19 protein-coding genes are annotated in these 17,534 nt (G+C 59.3%); 9 read left to right on the top strand and 10 right to left on the bottom strand.

What is annotated here, in order from left to right; genetic code table 11:
- Window positions 1-4: 4 nt before the first annotated feature.
- From N1249_RS07845 to hpxU, 5 genes are all read right to left on the bottom strand, one after another.
- Window positions 5-742, bottom strand: a complete 738-nt coding sequence (locus tag N1249_RS07845; RefSeq protein WP_014069673.1) for an amino acid ABC transporter ATP-binding protein — start codon at window positions 740-742, stop codon at window positions 5-7.
- Entirely contained in the window at window positions 723-1,379 is a 657-nt protein-coding gene (locus N1249_RS07840) for an amino acid ABC transporter permease (protein ID WP_259838032.1), read from the bottom strand. The genes N1249_RS07845 and N1249_RS07840 overlap by 20 nt, the downstream gene beginning before the upstream one ends.
- Complete coding sequence (locus tag N1249_RS07835; RefSeq protein WP_259836466.1) at window positions 1,379-2,044, bottom strand: amino acid ABC transporter permease; 666 nt, start codon at window positions 2,042-2,044, stop codon at window positions 1,379-1,381. The genes N1249_RS07840 and N1249_RS07835 overlap by 1 nt, the downstream gene beginning before the upstream one ends.
- Before the next feature lie 3 nt (window positions 2,045-2,047).
- Window positions 2,048-2,830 carry a transporter substrate-binding domain-containing protein gene (locus N1249_RS07830; RefSeq protein ID WP_182060374.1) on the bottom strand — a complete coding sequence of 261 codons (783 nt, stop codon included), beginning with the start codon at window positions 2,828-2,830 and terminating at the stop codon, window positions 2,048-2,050.
- Window positions 2,831-3,032: 202 nt separating this feature from the next.
- Entirely contained in the window at window positions 3,033-3,872 is an 840-nt protein-coding gene (hpxU, locus tag N1249_RS07825) for a MurR/RpiR family transcriptional regulator HpxU (RefSeq protein WP_259836462.1), read from the bottom strand.
- 142 nt (window positions 3,873-4,014) lie between these two features.
- Between hpxU and N1249_RS07820 the strand changes: the two genes are divergently transcribed.
- Genes N1249_RS07820 through hpxZ form a run of 4 tightly spaced genes read left to right on the top strand, consistent with a single transcriptional unit; the run spans window position 4,015 to window position 7,574 of the window.
- Window positions 4,015-5,598 carry a gamma-glutamyltransferase family protein gene (locus tag N1249_RS07820; protein WP_259836460.1) on the top strand — a complete coding sequence of 528 codons (1,584 nt, stop codon included), beginning with the start codon at window positions 4,015-4,017 and terminating at the stop codon, window positions 5,596-5,598.
- Between the two features lie 10 nt (window positions 5,599-5,608).
- Window positions 5,609-5,797, top strand: coding sequence for an oxalurate catabolism protein HpxX (hpxX, locus tag N1249_RS07815; RefSeq protein WP_182060371.1), 189 nt, complete (start codon window positions 5,609-5,611; stop codon window positions 5,795-5,797).
- Window positions 5,794-7,191, top strand: a complete 1,398-nt coding sequence (locus tag N1249_RS07810; RefSeq protein ID WP_259836456.1) for an AtzE family amidohydrolase — start codon at window positions 5,794-5,796, stop codon at window positions 7,189-7,191. The genes hpxX and N1249_RS07810 overlap by 4 nt, the downstream gene beginning before the upstream one ends.
- A complete protein-coding gene (hpxZ, locus tag N1249_RS07805) occupies window positions 7,188-7,574 on the top strand; it encodes an oxalurate catabolism protein HpxZ (RefSeq protein ID WP_259836453.1) in 387 nt (128 codons plus the stop codon). The genes N1249_RS07810 and hpxZ overlap by 4 nt, the downstream gene beginning before the upstream one ends.
- Before the next feature lie 45 nt (window positions 7,575-7,619).
- On the opposite strand, the gene puuE is transcribed toward hpxZ, so the two are convergent.
- The 3 genes from puuE to N1249_RS07790 are packed head-to-tail and all read right to left on the bottom strand — an operon-like array spanning window position 7,620 to window position 10,029.
- Window positions 7,620-8,552: an allantoinase PuuE gene (gene puuE, locus N1249_RS07800; RefSeq protein WP_259836450.1), complete on the bottom strand. Its 933-nt coding sequence runs from the start codon at window positions 8,550-8,552 to the stop codon at window positions 7,620-7,622.
- A gap of 17 nt (window positions 8,553-8,569) precedes the next feature.
- A complete protein-coding gene (hpxA, locus tag N1249_RS07795) occupies window positions 8,570-9,313 on the bottom strand; it encodes an allantoin racemase (RefSeq protein WP_259836447.1) in 744 nt (247 codons plus the stop codon).
- On the bottom strand, window positions 9,313-10,029 hold the full coding sequence (locus N1249_RS07790) for a GntR family transcriptional regulator (protein WP_259836443.1): 717 nt from the start codon (window positions 10,027-10,029) through the stop codon (window positions 9,313-9,315). The genes hpxA and N1249_RS07790 overlap by 1 nt, the downstream gene beginning before the upstream one ends.
- Window positions 10,030-10,173: 144 nt before the next feature.
- Between N1249_RS07790 and N1249_RS07785 the strand changes: the two genes are divergently transcribed.
- On the top strand, window positions 10,174-11,670 hold the full coding sequence (locus N1249_RS07785; RefSeq protein ID WP_259836440.1) for an NCS1 family nucleobase:cation symporter-1: 1,497 nt from the start codon (window positions 10,174-10,176) through the stop codon (window positions 11,668-11,670).
- A 102-nt stretch (window positions 11,671-11,772) separates the two neighbouring features.
- Window positions 11,773-13,089: a guanine deaminase gene (guaD, locus tag N1249_RS07780; protein WP_259838030.1), complete on the top strand. Its 1,317-nt coding sequence runs from the start codon at window positions 11,773-11,775 to the stop codon at window positions 13,087-13,089.
- Here the strand turns inward: guaD and uraH are convergent.
- Window positions 13,069-13,392: a hydroxyisourate hydrolase gene (gene uraH / locus N1249_RS07775; RefSeq protein WP_259836438.1), complete on the bottom strand. Its 324-nt coding sequence runs from the start codon at window positions 13,390-13,392 to the stop codon at window positions 13,069-13,071. The two genes, guaD and uraH, sit on opposite strands and share 21 nt — an antisense overlap.
- Window positions 13,389-13,889, bottom strand: a complete 501-nt coding sequence (uraD, locus tag N1249_RS07770; protein WP_259836428.1) for a 2-oxo-4-hydroxy-4-carboxy-5-ureidoimidazoline decarboxylase — start codon at window positions 13,887-13,889, stop codon at window positions 13,389-13,391. The genes uraH and uraD overlap by 4 nt, the downstream gene beginning before the upstream one ends.
- Before the next feature lie 241 nt (window positions 13,890-14,130).
- Here uraD and hpxO point away from each other — a divergent pair, with 241 nt between their 5' ends.
- Genes hpxO through N1249_RS07755 form a run of 3 tightly spaced genes read left to right on the top strand, consistent with a single transcriptional unit; the run spans window position 14,131 to window position 17,315 of the window.
- Complete coding sequence (gene hpxO / locus N1249_RS07765) at window positions 14,131-15,285, top strand: FAD-dependent urate hydroxylase HpxO (RefSeq protein WP_259836425.1); 1,155 nt, start codon at window positions 14,131-14,133, stop codon at window positions 15,283-15,285.
- A 17-nt stretch (window positions 15,286-15,302) separates the two neighbouring features.
- Window positions 15,303-16,337 (top strand): molybdenum cofactor-independent xanthine hydroxylase subunit HpxD, encoded by a 1,035-nt coding sequence (gene hpxD / locus N1249_RS07760; RefSeq protein WP_259836422.1) that lies wholly within the window; start codon window positions 15,303-15,305, stop codon window positions 16,335-16,337.
- Between the two features lie 12 nt (window positions 16,338-16,349).
- On the top strand, window positions 16,350-17,315 hold the full coding sequence (locus N1249_RS07755; protein ID WP_259836419.1) for a PDR/VanB family oxidoreductase: 966 nt from the start codon (window positions 16,350-16,352) through the stop codon (window positions 17,313-17,315).
- Window positions 17,316-17,534 lie beyond the last annotated feature (219 nt).

The raw sequence follows: 17,534 nt of genomic DNA, 5'->3' as shown, positions 1-17,534 counted from the left end.
TAGGTTAATTGAGGCCGCGCACGGAGGAGATAAACTGTTTCAGTTCAGTGGTCTGCGGGTTAGCAAACAGCGTTTTGCTATCGCCCTGCTCCCACACTTTCCCCTGATGCATAAACACCACGCGGTCGCCCACTTCGCGGGCAAAATTCATTTCATGGGTGACGAGGATCAGCGTCATCCCCTCTGCCGCCAGCTGCTCCAGCACCCTGAGCACTTCGCCCACCAGTTCCGGATCAAGCGCAGAGGTTATCTCGTCACAGAGTAAAACTTTTGGCGTCATCGCCAGCGCACGGGCAATGGCCACGCGCTGCTGCTGGCCGCCGGAAAGGCTCGACGGGTAATAGTCCAGGCGATCGCCTAAGCCGACTTTCTCCAGCATCTGCTGCGCCAGCGCCCGGCATTCGGCGGCGCTTTTCTTCAGCACCCGCCGCGGCGCGAGCATCACATTTTCCAGCGCGGTCATGTGCGGGAACAGGTTGAAGTTCTGGAACACCATCCCGACCGAACGGCTGATTTCACGCGCCTGGGAATCCCGGTCGGTAATGGTCATACCGCCGAGCTTAATGCTGCCGTCCTGATAGCCTTCCAGGCCGTTGATGCAGCGCAGCAGCGTGCTTTTGCCCGATCCGCTGCGCCCGATAATCGAAATCACCTGGCCCATGTCGATATCCAGATCCACGCCCTTGAGCACGTGGTTATCGCCGTAAAACTTCTGCACCTGATTAATGGTGATGAGAGGCATTGAATTTAGTCTCCAGATAACGGCTGTAGCGCGACAGCGGGTAACACAGAATGAAATAGCCCAGCGCCACCAGCGCAAAGACTTTAAACGGCTGATACGTGACGTTGGTCAGCATCGTCCCGGCTTTGGTCAGCTCGATAAAACCGATAATCGACGCCAGCGCGGTGCCCTTAATCACCTGCACGGCAAAACCGACCGTGGGGGCGATAGCGATGCGTAACGCCTGCGGCGCCACCACGCGAAACAGGGTCTGCCCGAAGCTCAACCCCAGGCAGCGCGATGCTTCCCACTGCCCTTTTGGCAGCGCACGAATACTGCCAAACCAGATGTCGAGCAAAAAGGCGCTGGTGTAGAACGTCAGCGCCAGCGATGCCGCAGTCCAGGGTGAAACGTCGATGCCAAACAGCGCCACACCGAAAAAGGCCAGGAACAGCTGCATCAGCAGCGGCGTACCCTGGAACAGCTCAATATAGCCGCGGATCAGGCGTTTTACCGTGCGCCCGCCCGTCAGGCGCAGCAGCAACAGCGGCAGTGTCACCACCGCCCCTCCGACAAACGCCACCAGCGACAGCAGTACCGTCCAGCGCCCGGCAAGCAGCAGGTTGCGAATAATGTCCCAGTCGGTAAAGGTGGTCATCATGCCTGCACCCCCAGCCATTTGCGTCCTGCCGCCATCATCAGCTGGCGCAGGGTAATCGACAGCACTAAGTAAATCCCGGTTGTCACCAGATAAACCTCAAAGCTCAGAAAGGTTCTGGACTGGATCAGGTTGGCGGCAAAGGTCAGCTCTTCATAAGAAACCTGCGACACCACCGACGAGCCCAGCATCACGATGATGCACTGGCTCACCAGCGCCGGATAAATGCGTTGCAGCGAGGGCGGTAACACCACCCGGATAAAGGTCTGCAAACGCGTTAACCCCAGCACCCGCCCGGCTTCCCACTGCCCTTTCGGCGTGACCTGAATCCCCGCGCGGATAATCTCGGTGCTGTACGCCCCCAGATTCACCACCATTGCCAGCAGCGCCGCTTCCCCGGCAGTCATTTTCAGCCCCATATTGGGCAGGCCAAAAACAATAAAAAACAGCTGCACCACAAACGGCGTGTTACGGATGATTTCCACGTAACCGCCCCAGATCCGGCTAAACCACGTCGCCCGCCCGCTGCGAATGGCCGCCCCGAAAATACCGATTGCCAGGCCGCCGAGGGTCGCCATTACAGTCAGTTGAACGGTGACCCACAGCCCTGCCAGCAGCTCCGGCCAGTGCGGCCAGAGCTCAGAAAAATGCAGTTGCTCAGACATGCCTTATACGCCAAGGTTTGCCGGCAGCGGGGCCTTCAGCCATTGCTCAGACAGCCCATTCAGCGTGCCGTCTTTGATCCCTTGCTCAATCAGAGCATCCACTTTCGCTTTCAGGGCCGGTTCGTTTTTCTTCAGACCGATAAAGCACGGTGAATCTTTCAGCATAAAGCTCGGCACCGGCGCTTTGTCCGCGTTCTGGCGTGAAATCGCCGCTACCACGAGGTTGCCGGTCGCCACATACTGCACCTGGCCGGAAAGGTAGGCCGACAACGTGGTGTTGTTGTCTTCATAGCGTTTTACGTCGGCATCTTTCGGCGCCAGGCTGGTCAGCACCATGTCTTCCACCGCACCGCGCGTCACGCCGATGGTTTTTCCGCTCAGCGCGGCGGCATCTTTCAGCTCAGCCCCTTTCGGGCCAAATACGCCGAGGAAGAAAGGCGCATAGGCGCGGCTAAAGTCGATCACCTTTTCACGTTCGGCGTTTTTACCCAGGCTTGAGATAACCAGGTCCACTTTATCGGTTTGCAGATACGGCACGCGGTTGGCGCTGGTCACGGGCACCAGTTGCAGCTTGAGCTTCATCTGCTTTGCCAGATAGCGTGCCATATCGATGTCGTACCCCTGCGGCTGGAGGTCGGTCCCCACCGAGCCGAACGGCGGGAAGTCCTGCGGGACGGCGATGCGCAGCGTACCGCGTTTTTCAATATCCTGAAGCTGGTCAGCTTTTGCTGGCAGTTGTGTGAACAGACAAGCGGCCCCGGCCAGTGCAATCAACAGTTTTTTCATGGTGTTTACCCGTTACGTTAGCATGAAACAAAAGATTCTTTGAATTAACTTTTGCAACTAATGTGCCAGTCGAAGCGAAACGGAAAATTTTGTTTGAAATGCAGATATCACGAGGAATAAATGAAAACGGAGCGAAAAGAGATGGCCTTTTCGCTCCGTTTTATTGCACTAATTTAATGCAAAGCACCAGTCTGACGCCCCATTATCGTTGCTCCAGCTCGTCCAGCTGTTGATAAAGGGAGGCTATCTCGTGAATACGCGGGCGGCCTTTGTCGAGGATCTCATGCAGGAAGGCGTTCGCCAGCAGATTAATCAGGCTGTTCACCGAAGAGTAGCTGTCATAGGCCGATACGCTGTCCAGCGGGGCGCAGAGCTGCCAGCTCGCCAGCGGGAACAGGCTGTGGGCCTGCGGCTCGCACATCAGCAGCACCGGGACTCCACGGCTCTGAAGCTGCTGCATCAGCGGGCGGATAATACGCGGGCGGCGGCGAAACGCCATCATCACCACCAGATCGTCGGGGGTTAAATCCACCAGCTCTTCACTCAGGCTCTGCCCTGGCTGGGGCAGCACCAGCACCTGACCGCGCGCCTGCAACAGCTGCTGGCGCAGGTGCAGCGCCGCCGGGTACGCATTACGCATCCCGATAATCACCACCCGCCGCGCCTTCACCATGCAGGCCATGGCCTCGGCAAACTGCTGCGCATCAAGTGCATTCACCCACTGGGTCAGGTTCGCCATCTCCTGCTTATAATGGCGCGCCAGCAGCGTGTTACCCTGCACCGCATCACGGTTGTCGGTTAACGGCATCCCGCTCTGGCGCAGCGTGCGCAGTTCGTCGCGCATGTCTTTATATTTCTCATAGCCCAGGCGCTTAAACAGACGGCTCACCGTGGCTTTCGACACCCCGCTAAGCTGCGCCAGCTCGGCGCTGTTATAGCTAATCAGGTCGTCAAAATGATCGAAGATAAAATCCGCCACCCGCTGCTCCTGCGGCGACAGCGACGGGTATTGTGCTTTCAGACGTTCATCTAACTGTTCCATAGCGCCTCTGTAACTTTTGTTTCATCACATTATGCCTTTTATTATACGTTTCATTATCCGTGCCAGTTTACTGAAACTTTTCTTTCAGAACTGGAACAGCTTTTGCAGCACCTTGTGACTTTCAGGGTCATGAGGACTCCCCATGCACAGTAATGTCTCCACACACGGAATGGCCGTAGCGCCCCATCATCTTGCCAGCCAGAGCGCGCTGGCAATTCTGCGCGAAGGCGGCAGCGCCATTGAAGCTATGGTTGCCGCCGCAGCCACCATCGCAGTGGTTTACCCGCATATGAATGGCCTCGGCGGCGATGGCTTCTGGCTTATCGTCCCGCCAGGCGGCGAGCCCATCGCCATTGATGCCAGCGGCGCGGCAGGCTCGCTGGCGACACGTGCGGCCTATGATGGCCTGAAGCAGATCCCCCATCGCGGCCCGCGCGCGGCGATGACCGTGGCCGGAACGGTCAGCGGCTGGGACGAAGCGCTTAAGGTGTCACACGAAATGCGTGGCACTGCGCTGCCGCTGCCGCGCCTGCTGGCGGATGCCATTGAGTATGCGCAAAACGGCACGCCGGTCACCGCCTCGCAGGCCAGCGCCACGGCGAACAAATTCGACGAACTGAAAGATATCCCCGGTTTTGCGGAAACCTGGCTTATCGACGGTAAACCTCCCCGGGTCGGGAGCCGTTTTTACCAACCGGCGATGGCCGCCACCCTGAAACGCCTGGCAGACGACGGGCTGGACAGCTTTTATCGTGGCCCGCTGGCGGAATGTCTGGCGCGCGGAATGGAGAAACTCGGCCTGCCGGTGACCCTTGCAGACCTGAATGCGCACGTCGCCCGGCGCACCACGCCGCTGACATTGCAGCATCAGCAGGGTGAGGTCTGGAACCTGGCGCCGCCGACGCAGGGGCTGGTGTCGCTGACGATACTCGGGATAACCGACCGGCTGGGGATGGCCGATGCCGACGAGGCCACCACGATCCACCGCATCGTCGAAGCCACCAAGCTGGCCTTCGGCCTGCGCGATACCCACATCACCGACCCGCGGGAACTGAAAACCGATATCCAGCGCCTGCTGGCTCCTACCGGGCTGGACGCGCTCGCTGAGCGGGTTAACGACAGCCAGGCCGCTCCCTGGGGCACCGGCAAAGGCCCCGGCGACACGGTCTGGATGGGGGTAATAGATAACAGCGGGCTTGCCGTCTCGTTTATCCAGAGTATTTATCACGAGTTCGGCAGCGGCGTGGTCCTGCCGGATACCGGGATCGTCTGGCAAAACCGGGGAGCCTCTTTCAGCCTCAACCCGGATCATCTTCTGGCGCTGGCTCCGGGTAAGCAACCTTTCCATACCCTGAACCCGGCGGCCGCACGCCTGCACGACGGGCGCGTGATGGTCTATGGCTCGATGGGGGGCGACGGGCAGCCGCAAACCCAGGCGGCCCTGTTCACCCGCTATGTGGTGCAGGGCGTGCCGCTTCAGGAGAGTATCAGCCTGCCGCGCTGGCTGCTGGGGCGCACCTGGGGACAAACCTCCGACACCTTAAAACTGGAAGGCCGTTTCTCCGCGCAGACGCTCGCACGCTTGCAGGCGCTGGGCCACGAAACCGAAGTGTTCCCTGACTTTAGCGAAGCCATGGGGCACGCGGGGGCGATTGTTCGCCACCCTGACGGCCTGTTTGAAGGAGCATTCGACCCACGCAGCAACGGCTCCGCCGCCGGATACTGAGGAGAAAACCATGAACACCACACCACCCGACTGGAGCGCATACCTTGCGCAGATGGAATCCGTACTGGGCGTTGAACTGGATGATGCCCGCCGGGCTGAGCTTCAGTTGCAGTTCAGCCGCATAGCCAGCATGGCCGCACCGCTGATGGCGTTACCGCTCGATGACCGCCAGGAGATTGCAGGAGTATACAAAGCATGACGCTACACGAGATGAGTATCAGCGCTATCCAGAAGGCGCTTGGCAACGGCGAGCTGAGCGCCGGTGACATCGCCCGTCAGACGCTGGATGCCATTACCCGCATCAACCCGCAGCTCAATGCGTGGACGGCGATCACCGCCGAACGAATGCTGGCAGAAGCCGAGAATATCGACACCCTGCGGCGGGAAAAACGCCCCCTGCCGCCGCTGGCGGGCATTCCTTATGCGGTCAAAAACCTGTTTGATGTCGCCGGGCACACCACCCTTGCCGGGGCTGAACTGTTCAGCCAGCGCCATGCTGCTGCGGCCGACAGCTTTGCGGTGCGCCAGCTGCGCAGTGCAGGCGGGCTGCTTTCCGGGATGGTCAACATGGATGCTTACGCCTACGGGTTTACCACCGAAAACAGCCACTACGGCGCAACCCATAACCCGCACGATCTGAAGCGCATCGCGGGCGGATCGTCCGGCGGTTCGGCTGCGGCGGTCGCCTCCGGGCTGGTCCATTTTTCGCTCGGCACCGATACTAACGGATCGATTCGCGTACCGGCCTCCCTGTGTGGGATATATGGCCTGAAACCGACCTTTGGCCGCCTGTCACGCTCCGGCAGCCATCCGTTCGTTGCAAGCCTGGATCATATCGGGCCGTTTGCCCGCCGCGTCAGCGACCTGGCATCGGTATACGATGCGCTGCAAGGCCGCGACACCAGCGACAGTTTTCAGGCCGACAGCTCCCGTGAGCAAACCCGCCCGCTGCTGGATCGCGGGCTGGAAGGCCTGCGCTGCGCGGTGCTGGGCGGTTATTTCAGCACCTGGTGTGACGCCGACGCCAGAGCTGCCGTTGCGCGGGTGGCGAAAGCGCTCGACGCCCACGATGAGCTGCAGTTCCCCGACGCAGAGCTTGCCCGCTCAGCGGCGTTTATCATCAGCGCGTCTGAAGGAGGAAATCAGTACCTGCCTGCACTGCGACGCGAACCCGGGCGATTTGAACCTCACTCCCGCGAACGGCTGCTGGCAGGGGCGATGATCCCCTCCGCCTGGTACATTCAGGCCCAGCGTTTTCGCGCCCACGCCCGGCAGGCGTGTAAAACGTTATTCTCCCGTGCCGATGTGCTGATTGCGCCGGCGACACCCCGCAGCGCCACGCTGATTGGTGAGCAGACCATGGAAATTAACGGCCAGCCGCTGCCGGTTCGCGCCAGTATGGGAATGCTGACTCAGCCGATTTCGTTTTTGGGTTTGCCGGTCACCACGGTGCCCCTGCGCACGGCAGGCGGTGCCCCTATTGGCCTGCAACTGATTGCCGCGCCGTTTAATGAACAGGCCTGCCTGCGTGTGGCGCGGGTACTGGAAGCAAGCGGGATCACCGATGCCCGCCCAGCGGAGATAGCACTATGATGAATCACGATGACGTAAACCTCCCGTGGGTGGTCGCTGAGGTCACGGCCGCGTTTTACCGCTACGAAGATGCGCTGGTGAGCAACAATATTGCAGTGCTGGATGAATTGTTCTGGCACGACAAAAACACGGTGCGGCTGGGCGCAGGGGAAAACCTGTACGGGATCGATGAAATCCGTGCCTTTCGTGCGGCACGGCCTTCCGCCGGGTTGCAGCGAACCCTGCGTCATACGGTTATCACCACCTTCGGGGCCGATTATGCGGTGTGCAGTACCGAATTTACCCGCGAGGGGACGGAGAAGATTGGCCGCCAGCAGCAAACGTGGGTGCGCTTCCCGTATGGATGGCGGATTGTGGCGGCGCAGGTGAGTTTGATGTCGTAGTCGTAGGCCGGGTAAGGCGCAGCCGCCACCCGGCAAAACCCACCGCTATTTCTGATACGGATGCACTTCCCGCCAGTGGTCTGCAATTTGCTGCCGAGTACAGACCCATACCTTGTCGTGCTGCTGGATATAATCGAGGAACCGTTGCAGCGCGCGAAAACGTCCCGGACGCCCCAGCAGGCGGCAGTGCATCCCGATGGACATCATCTTCGGCGCACTTTCTCCCTCTTCATACAGCACATCAAAACTGTCTTTCAGATAGGTATAAAACTGCTCGGCGGTATTAAATCCCTGCGCGGTCGCAAAGCGCATGTCGTTGGTATCCAGCGTGTAAGGCACAATCAGGTGCGGTTTGCGGGTGCCATCGCTGCACGCCACTTCGGTCCAGAAGGGTAAATCGTCGCCGTAGTAATCGCTGTCGTAGTCAAAGCCACCGTGTTCCGCCACCAGCTGACGGGTGTTGGGGCTGTCACGCCCGGTATACCAGCCCGTCGGCGGTTTGCCGAACAGATCGGTCATGACATGCACCGCCTTTTGCAGATGCTCGCGCTCCTGGTTAATGTCCATATTCTGATAGTGGATCCAGCGCCAGCCGTGGCTGACCACGTCGTAATTTGCCGCTTTAATGGCATCGACAATATCGGGATGACGCGCCAGCGCCATCGCCACGCCAAAGACCGTCAGCGGCAGGCCGCGCTGGCTAAAAGCGTTGTGGATCCGCCAGAACCCGGCGCGACTGCCGTATTCGTAGAGGGAGTCCATCGACATATGTTTGTCCGGGTAGCTGGCCGCGCCGATGATGTCTGACAGAAATTGTTCCGATCCGGCGTCACCGTGTAATACGTGGTTTTCAGCCCCTTCTTCATAATTGAGAACAAACTGCACGGCGATACGCGCCTGCTGCGGCCACTGCGCGTGCGGCGGGTTCCCTGCGTAGCCACGCAGATCCCGCGGGTAATCCTGTTCAAAAAGCGCCATTGCGACCCCCCTCAAAATTAAAATGGATTCAGTGCCTGAAATTTACCGCTTAAGGCTTTGTTTTCCGGGAACGCCAGATCGCCGTGCTTGCTGGTTGATAGCCCAAGCGCCACCAGCGATTCGACCATTTTCACCGCCGCGCTAACGCCGTCGATTACCGGAACATGCAGCTCACGCGTCAGCTCCTGGGCAAGTGTTGCCATACCGCCACATCCCAGCACAATGGCGCCGCAACCGTCCTCTTTCAGCGCCTGAATGCAGCGTGCGCGTACCTTTTCCTGCGCCAGACCGCTGCCGTCTTCCAGTGCCAGCACCGGAAGATCGATCGCGTGCAGGGCCGCACAGTGCTCATGAAAGCCATACTGGTGCAGCAGGTGGCGGGCGATGATCAGCGTGCGTGGCAGCGTGGTGACAATGGAAAAGCGTGTCGCCACCAGCGTCGCCATATGCATGGCGGCTTCTGCGATACCAATCACCGGCCCCTGCGCCAGCTCACGCGCCGCCAGTAAACCCGGATCGCCAAAGCAGGCAATAACGTGGCCATCCACGCCCTGCTGCCTGCCTTTCTTGATTTGTTCGAGCACCCCAACGGCCGCAATGGCTTCATCAAAATGGCCTTCAATCGACGGCACGCCTTCGTCCGGGCACACCGCGAGGATCTCCGTGCCCGGCGCTGCCACCGCGCGCGCTGCCGCACCGATGGTTTCCGTCATTCCACGGCTGGTATTGGGGTTGATCACTTGTATACAGACAGACGACATTACGACTCCTTGTGGCCGGCAAACAGCCGGGCAAAATCAGGAAGGCACTCGCCCGCCCGTTCAAAACAGAGGCTGGCGACGATATGTTCAAAATGGTGCATTAAGGCATCGCTGAGCGGCTGGAGTGCTTTCTGGCGCAGCAGATCCACAAGCTGTTCGTGATCGTTGCAGCGACAACCCTGGCGCCACGGCGCGCCCCACGCGGCAATCACCAGCGACGAACGCTGGCTCAGGCTTGTCACCATCTCCGTCAGCACCTGGTTGCCGGAAATGGCCTGGAGCTGGATATGGAAATTCGCAGAGTGGCGGATCGCCGCCGGGCCGTCGTAAGCCTCGTGCGCCTGCTGCTCCTGAGCGATGATGGCTTCCAGCGCAGCCAGATGTGGCGGCTGGCAGTGGGCCAGCACGTCCGGCAGGTTGGCGACCTCCAGCAGAGCGCGCGTACGAAAGATGTGCTGTGCTTCTTCTACCGTCGGGCTGGCGACATGTGCACCACGTTTGGGCGTTAACGTGACCATTTGCACAGCGGCGAGTCGTTGCAGCACCTTGCGGATGCCCGTACGGCTCACGCCGAAGACCTCGGCCAGCGCCTCTTCCGGCAATTTACTCCCCGGCAGCAACTGATGTTCGACAATCGCGGTCATCAGCGCCTGAAAGATGGATTCGTCTTTGTCCTGCAGGTCTGGCGCGGCGTGCAGACTGTTTACGTTGTTCATTACCCACTCCACTTTTTACTTTTCGCTATCGAATCGTATACATAAAAATAAAATATTGCATACAAGATTTATTATTTTGGCCTGAATCCTGCAACACCGTTTGCACTCCCACTTAACGGGTTTTCATTCACAGGAGCAGGTTTCATGCCAAATACACAAAACGCGCAGCAAGGTACGGCCGCTGATTCCGGTGCGGTTTACAGCCCACGGCTTTGCAATGAGGATCTGGCACCAACGCGTGACCAGAACTGGAGCTGGTACAACATCTTTTCTTTCTGGATGTCCGACGTGCACAGCATGGGGGGTTATGTGGTTGCCGCGAGCTTCTTTACGCTCGGGCTGGCCAGCTGGCAGGTGTTGCTCTGCCTGCTGATAGGGATTTGTATTGTGCAGCTGTGCGCCAACCTGGTGGCCAAACCAAGCCAGATGGCCGGTGTGCCTTACGCGGTGATTAGCCGTCAGGCGTTTGGCGTTTTTGGGGCGAACATTCCGGCGGTGATCCGCGGGCTTATCGCCTTCGCGTGGTACGGCATTCAGACCTACCTGGCCGCCAACGCCCTGATGCTGGTGGCGCTGAAATTCTGGCCGTCGCTCTCTTCGCTGACCACCGGTTCGTTCCTTGGCCTGTCGCATCTGGGCTGGATCTGCTTTGCCATTATGTGGGTGTTGCAGGCGATGGTCTTCTGGCACGGTATGAGCGCCATTAAGCGCTTTATCGATATTGCCGGCCCGGCGGTCTATGTGGTGATGCTGGCGCTTGCGGGCTGGATTGTATACAAGACCGGTTTTGACGGGATCTCCTTTACCCTCGCCAGCAAATCCCTGAGCGCAGGCGAGCAAACCTGGCAGATGATCACCGCCACGGCGCTGGTGGTGTCCTATTTCTCAGGGCCGTTGCTCAACTTTGGTGACTTCTCGCGCTATGGCAAAAGCATGGGCGAAATTCGCCGCGGGAACCGCTGGGGCTTGCCGTTTAACTTCCTGCTGTTCTCCATCGTCACCGTGGTGATTGTCTCCGGCACACAGTCGTTGTTTGGCCGCATGATCACCGACCCGATTGAAACCGTCAGCCGCGTGGGCAACGATCTGGCCGTGGCCATTGGCCTGCTGACCATGATCACCGCCACCATCGGGATAAACATCGTGGCGAACTTTGTCTCCCCGGCGTTCGACTTCTCTAACTGCTCGCCGCAGAAGATCAGCTTCCGTACCGGAGGGATGATTGCCGCTGTTGGCTCGATCCTGTTAACCCCGTGGAACCTGTTCAACTCCCCGGAGCTTATCCACTACACCCTGGACGTGCTCGGCGCCTTTATCGGCCCGCTGTTCGGCATCCTGATTGCTGACTTCTACCTGATTAAGCGCGGGAAAGTCTCTGTAGATGACCTGTTCGATGACACGCCAAAAGGGAAATACTGGTATCGCAACGGCTTTAACCCGAAAGCCATCGGCGCGCTGATCCCATCCGTTGCCGTGGGCCTGGTGATTAGCTTTATCCCGGCCCTGCATGAAGTGGCGAACTTTAGCTGGTTTATCGGCGTCTTCCTGGGCGGTGTGACTTACCGCTGGCTGGCGCGGGAAGACCGCGAAACGGCTGCTACCCCGCAATTCAACTCCCGCGTGGCGACGCAAAAAGAGTAATCCTTTCACCTGGCCGCAGATCTTCTGCGGCCTTTCTCAAGCTGGCACCCTTTTTGCTCGTACTCATGACCCCGCTACGCAAACAATAAGGCAGGAACCATGATGGATTACCAGACAGCGATCCGCGGTGCATTTTTTGATATTGCCCAGGTCTGCGACAGCGCAGAGGCTATCCCCCGCCACGCCCGCTACCTTGCCGACGGGCTGCTGTTTATTCTCAACGGCAAAATTCTGGCGCAGATGAGCTGGCAGGAGGGCGAGCAATACCTTGACCCCCACAAAGGTTACACCGACCTGCGCGGCAAGCTGCTGCTTCCCGGTTTTATCGATACCCACGTCCATTATCCCCAGACAGAGATGATTGGCGCATTTGGCGAACAGCTGCTGGAGTGGCTGACCACCTACACCTTCCCGGTGGAGAGCCAGTTTGCCGATGAGGCTTACGCGAAGGAGATCGCAGAGTTTTTCATTAACCAGCTGGTAAGCCACGGCACAACCACGGCGCTGGTGTTTTGCACCCTGCACCCCGAATCCGTCGATGCGCTGTTCACCGAAGCATTGCGCCTCAACATGCGGCTGATTGCCGGGAAAGTGATGATGGACAGACACACGCCGGATTACCTGACGGAAACCGCCAAACAGAGCTACCGGCAAACGCGGGAGCTTATCCAGCGCTGGCACCACCGCGGGCGCTTAGGCTATGCCATTACGCCGCGTTTTGCCCCTACCTCTTCCCCGGAACTGCTGGCGGCGGTGAGCCTGCTCAGAGAGGAGTTTCCCGACACCTGGATGCAGACCCATCTGAGCGAAAACCCCAACGAAGTGGCGTGGGTGAGCGATCTGTGGCCGGAGCATGAACGGTATCTGGATGTGTATCACCACTACGGCCTGACCGGCGAGCGCAGCGTGTTTGCTCACGGCATTCACCTGCACCACAGCGAGTGGCAGTGCCTGCACGACACCGGTTCTGCCGTGGCGTTTTGTCCAACCTCCAACCTGTTTCTTGGCAGCGGGCTGTTTCGTTTACCCGCCTGCTGGCAGCACAAGGTGCGGATGGGCATTGGCACCGACGTCGGGGCTGGCACCACCTTTAGCATGTTGCGTACGCTGGGTGAGGCCTACAAAGTGGGCCAGTTGCAGAGCTACCGCCTGCAAGCCTGTGAAGCGTTTTACCACGCTACCCTGGGTGGCGCGCACGCCCTGCGGCTGGACGATAAGATTGGTAATTTTGCACCTGGCAAAGAGGCCGACTTTATCGTTATCGACCCGGCCGTTACACCGTTACAACGCCTGCGTAACGGGCGCTGCAAAGATATTTACGAGCAGCTGTTTGTGCTGATGACGCTCGGGGATGAGCGTAATATCAGCGAAACCTGGGTCAACGGCGAGCAGGTGTGGTCAACTGCCCCGGTAGGTTGACCACCCGCCTGGCGCAATCACAAACGGCAGATGATAGTGCTCGTCTGCCGCCTCTTTCGTGACAAAATCAATCTGCGCGCAGGGGTAGATCGTCTCGCGCCCGGTCTGGATAAACCATGCACCAATGTCGGCCACCAGCCGGTAACGGCCTGCCGGCAGCTGCGCCATGAATTCCGTAATGCGCCCGACGCCGTTGGTCGTCCCGGTGGCAATCACCAGCCCGTCCCGTTCAAGACGAACCGTTACGCCCTGGGCGGGTTTTCCTGTCGAAATATCCAGAATATGGGTGCTTAAGGTACTCATTCGCCAATCACTCCTTCCAGCCGTAATAAGGTAATTTCCCGCAGTTGTTCCAGTGCGGCCTGCACTTCCTGCGCGTCGGTGTTTTTCAACCGCCCTTCCAGCGCCTGTAAAATGTCTTCACCGCTGCGACCCTTCGCGCGGATCAGAAACACGCGCCCGAAACGCGCCTCGTAGCGGGCATTGCCTTCCCGCAATGCCCGGGCGAGCGCCGCGTTGCTTTCGTTAACGGCCCCCTGCTCCTGGCGAGAAAGCGCCGCCTCGGCCTGCGGGCCCACGGGTTTCTCGCCGATACGCGGGTGCGCGCTCAGGGCAAGCGTCAGGGCATTTTCATCCCAGCCCTGCGCCAGTGCGCTGGCGGCATCGAACAGCGCATCCCGGCCGGGATAAGGGCGTCCACGCACCAGCGCCTCGGCCCAGGCGGGGATCGCCACGCAGGGCAGTATGCGAGCCAGCGCGTCTTCGTATCGCTGGTGGTTAAAGTCATGCAGTGCTGTCATGGTCGCTCCGTTGAAATCATCATTCTGTCCTGTTGCACAAAACACGCCACTCTTATGCCGGGCGTGAAACAGTCGATTCCGCTGCGCAAAACTGGAAATTATTGATTCATAAACAGGCACTCTCACCGTCATAACGCACCTTAACAGTGCATAACGGCCCGTCACAACGCCCTTTTCTCCCCCTCTGCATCCTGGTACGCAAATTGCTCATTCTCATTACACCCTGCAAAAGGAGAGAAGCATGAAAGCAATTGTCATTGGCGCGGGAATTGGTGGTCTGAGTGCCGCCGTGGCGTTGAAGAAAGCCGGGATCGACTGTACCGTCTTTGAGGCCGTGAAAGAGATCAAACCCGTGGGCGCGGCCATCTCCATCTGGCCCAACGGGGTGAAATGTATGCAGCATCTCGGCATGGGCGACATGATTGAAACCTACGGCGGGCCAATGCGGTTTATGGCTTACAAGGATCACCTGCGCGGCGATACCCTGACCCGCTTTAGCCTTGCTCCGCTGGTGGAGCGCACCGGCGGTCGCCCTTGCCCTGTCTCGCGGGCCGAATTGCAGCGCGAGATGCTCACTTTCTGGGGGCGGGACGCGGTGCAGTTTGGCAAGCGTGTGGAACACGTTCATGAAGACGACGCGGGCGTGAGCGTAACCTTTTCCGATGGCACCACGGCAACCGGTGATTTTCTGATTGCCGCCGATGGCAGCCACTCGGCGGTGCGCCCGTACGTGCTGGGATATACCCCGGAGCGCCGCTACGCCGGGTACGTGAACTGGAACGGGCTGGTGAAGATTGATGAAGAGATTGCCCCGGCGCACCAGTGGACCACCTTCGTTGGCGAAGGCAAACGCGTGTCGCTGATGCCGGTCTCCGGCGGGCGCTTCTACTTCTTTTTCGATGTCCCGCTTCCGGCAGGTCTGGCGGAAGATCGCCGTACCCTCAGGGCCGATCTCAGCGGCTATTTCCGCGGCTGGGCGCCACAGGTACAGAAGCTTATCGCCGCGCTGGATCCTGACACGACCAACCGCATCGAAATCCACGATATTGAGCCGTTCGACAGCCTGGTGCGCGGCAACGTGGCGCTGCTGGGCGATGCGGGGCACAGCACCACGCCGGATATCGGCCAGGGCGGTTGTGCCGCCATGGAAGATGCCGTAGTGCTGGGCGACTGCGTGCGCGACAACCACAACATTGCGCTGGCGCTGCGCCAGTACGAAGCGCTGCGCTGCGACCGGGTTCGCGACCTGGTGCTGAAAGCCCGCAAACGTTGCGATATCACCCACGGTAAAGATATGGCGCTGACCCGGGCCTGGTATCAGGAGCTTCGCGAGGAGACCGGCGAGCGCATTATTAACGGTCTGTGCGACACCATTCAGGGCGGCCCATTAGGCTGAACACAGGAGTGACAACCATGATAAAACACCCAACGCCACCTGCCCATTGCACGTTTGAGCCTGAGGACTGGCTGCGTCTGGCAAAATGCTGGCACCCGGTTGCCCGGGCGTGCGACATCGGCCCGGCACCGGTTAAAGCCACCCTGCTGGATGAACAGCTGGTTATCTACCGGATTAACGAGCAGGTGGTGGTCGCCCGGGACGTGTGCCCCCATCGCGGCGTGCCGCTGACGCTGGGCTTTCACGATGAACACGGGATTATCTGCCCCTATCATGGCTTACGCTTTGGGGAAGATGGCCGTTGCAACCGTATTCCCTCCAGCCCCGACCAGCCCGTACCGGCGAAGCTAAATCTGATTAACTACGCGGTTGAAGAGCGCTTTGGCCTGATCTGGACCTGCCTTGCGTTTGACCCGGAAAACCCGGTGCCGCTGCCCACCATGCCGCACTGGGATGACGACGGTTTTCAGCAGATCAACTGCCCGGCGTTTGAGGTGAACGGCTTTGCTGGCCGCCAGGTCGAGGGGTTTCTCGATGTCGCCCATTTCGCGTGGATCCACACATCCACCTTTGCCGACCCGGATAACCAGCAGGTGCCCGCCTATCAGCCGCAGGAGACCGCCTTTGGTTTTGTCGCCGACTACTGGAGTTCGGTGAGTAACTACCCCGCCAGTTCGGACGTGCAGGCACCAGAAGGTTTCGAATGGCTGCGTCATTTTGAGATGCATCTGCCATTTACCGCCACGCTGACCATCCATTTTCCGGGCGATGCCCGGCTGGTGATCATGAATGCTGCATCACCCGTATCAGCACGCGTAACGCGGATGTTCGCCCCTATTGCGCGCAACGTTGACCTGCATATTCCGGTGGAGGATGTTCATGCCTTCAACCTGCGCATCTTTGAGGAAGATCGCCTGATGGTGGAAACCCAGCGCCCGGAAAGCCTGCCGCTGGATTTGACCCTGGAAGCCCATATTCCGGCGGACAGAAGCTCTATTGCCTACCGCCGTGGGTTGAAAAAGATGGGCTTTGGCGAATTTTTCCTGGTATGACGGAGGGGATAGATGAGCGAGATGCTGATCGTTATTGTTGACGGGCTGTGGCGCCAGGGCGACAAGAGCCTGGCCGTCAGGCTGGTGGCAGAAAACGGTGAAACGCTGCCTGACTGGCAGCCCGGGGCGCACATTGACGTGCATCTGCCCTGCGGGATTATTCGCCAGTACTCCCTGACGGGGGCGTGCGGGGACAAAAGCTATCTTATCTGCGTCGGACGAGAAACGGCGTCACGCGGCGGTTCGCGTTATATCCACGAGACGCTGCGCCCGGGGCAGAAGCTAGCTATCTCCTCCCCGCGCAATCTGTTTCCGCTTTATCAGGCAGACCGTGTTGTGCTGCTGGCGGCGGGGATTGGCATTACGCCGCTGTATGCCATGGCCCTTCAGCTTGAGGCTTCTGGCATACCATTTACCCTGCACTATTACGTTAAAAAACGTGAAAACGCCGCGTTTGTCCGCGAAGTGTCGGATGGGTGGCGTAGCGGCGAGTGCATCATTCACGCCTCCTGCGAGGGAGAAAGCCCACGTGCACGGCTTAGCCAGGATCTGCCCGCTGCGCATGACGGGTTACATGTATACACCTGCGGCCCGCTCGAATTTATGGCCAAAGTCCGTGACGTAGCGGCCGGGAAAGGCTGGGCCGAAACGCATATCCACAGCGAGGCATTCCAGCCCGTAGCCCCCGTTGCTAACGCAGACACTGGCGATGTGTTTACCGTCACCCTGGCATCAACGGGAGAACGCTGGCCCGTACCTGCGGATAAAACGATTGCTCAGGTTTTGCTGGAAAACGGCGTGGCGGTTCCGCTGTCCTGCGAAATGGGGATTTGCGGTGCATGTCTGACACCGGTTATCGACGGCGTGGTGGACCATCGGGATACCGTGCAATCGGCAGAGGAGAAAAGCGCCCGGGATCAGCAGGTGGCGCTGTGCTGCTCCCGGAGCCATTCGGGGGAGCTGGTGATTGGGTTGTGAAGTGCTGGCGGGAGCATAGGTTGATATAAATGGCCTGCTCCCCGTAGAGTAATACACCGCAATGTTAGTAGCTTCTGGTACGAAGCGGACAACCTTCCGGAGCTGAAGGTCTGCAATGAGCGAAGAGCTGACATTTAAGAATTAAAGTCTAGCAATGCAGGAAAAATGTTCATAGAAAAGGGAGCAGTTTTCCTGCTCCCCAATGCTGATTCGTAAAAG

This window comes from Enterobacter sp. CP102 (assembly GCF_025152625.1).
Taxonomy (GTDB): Bacteria; Pseudomonadota; Gammaproteobacteria; order Enterobacterales; family Enterobacteriaceae; genus Enterobacter; species Enterobacter soli.
Note: the sequence above shows the minus strand (reverse complement) of the source record. Positions and strands in the feature narration are given on the sequence as shown.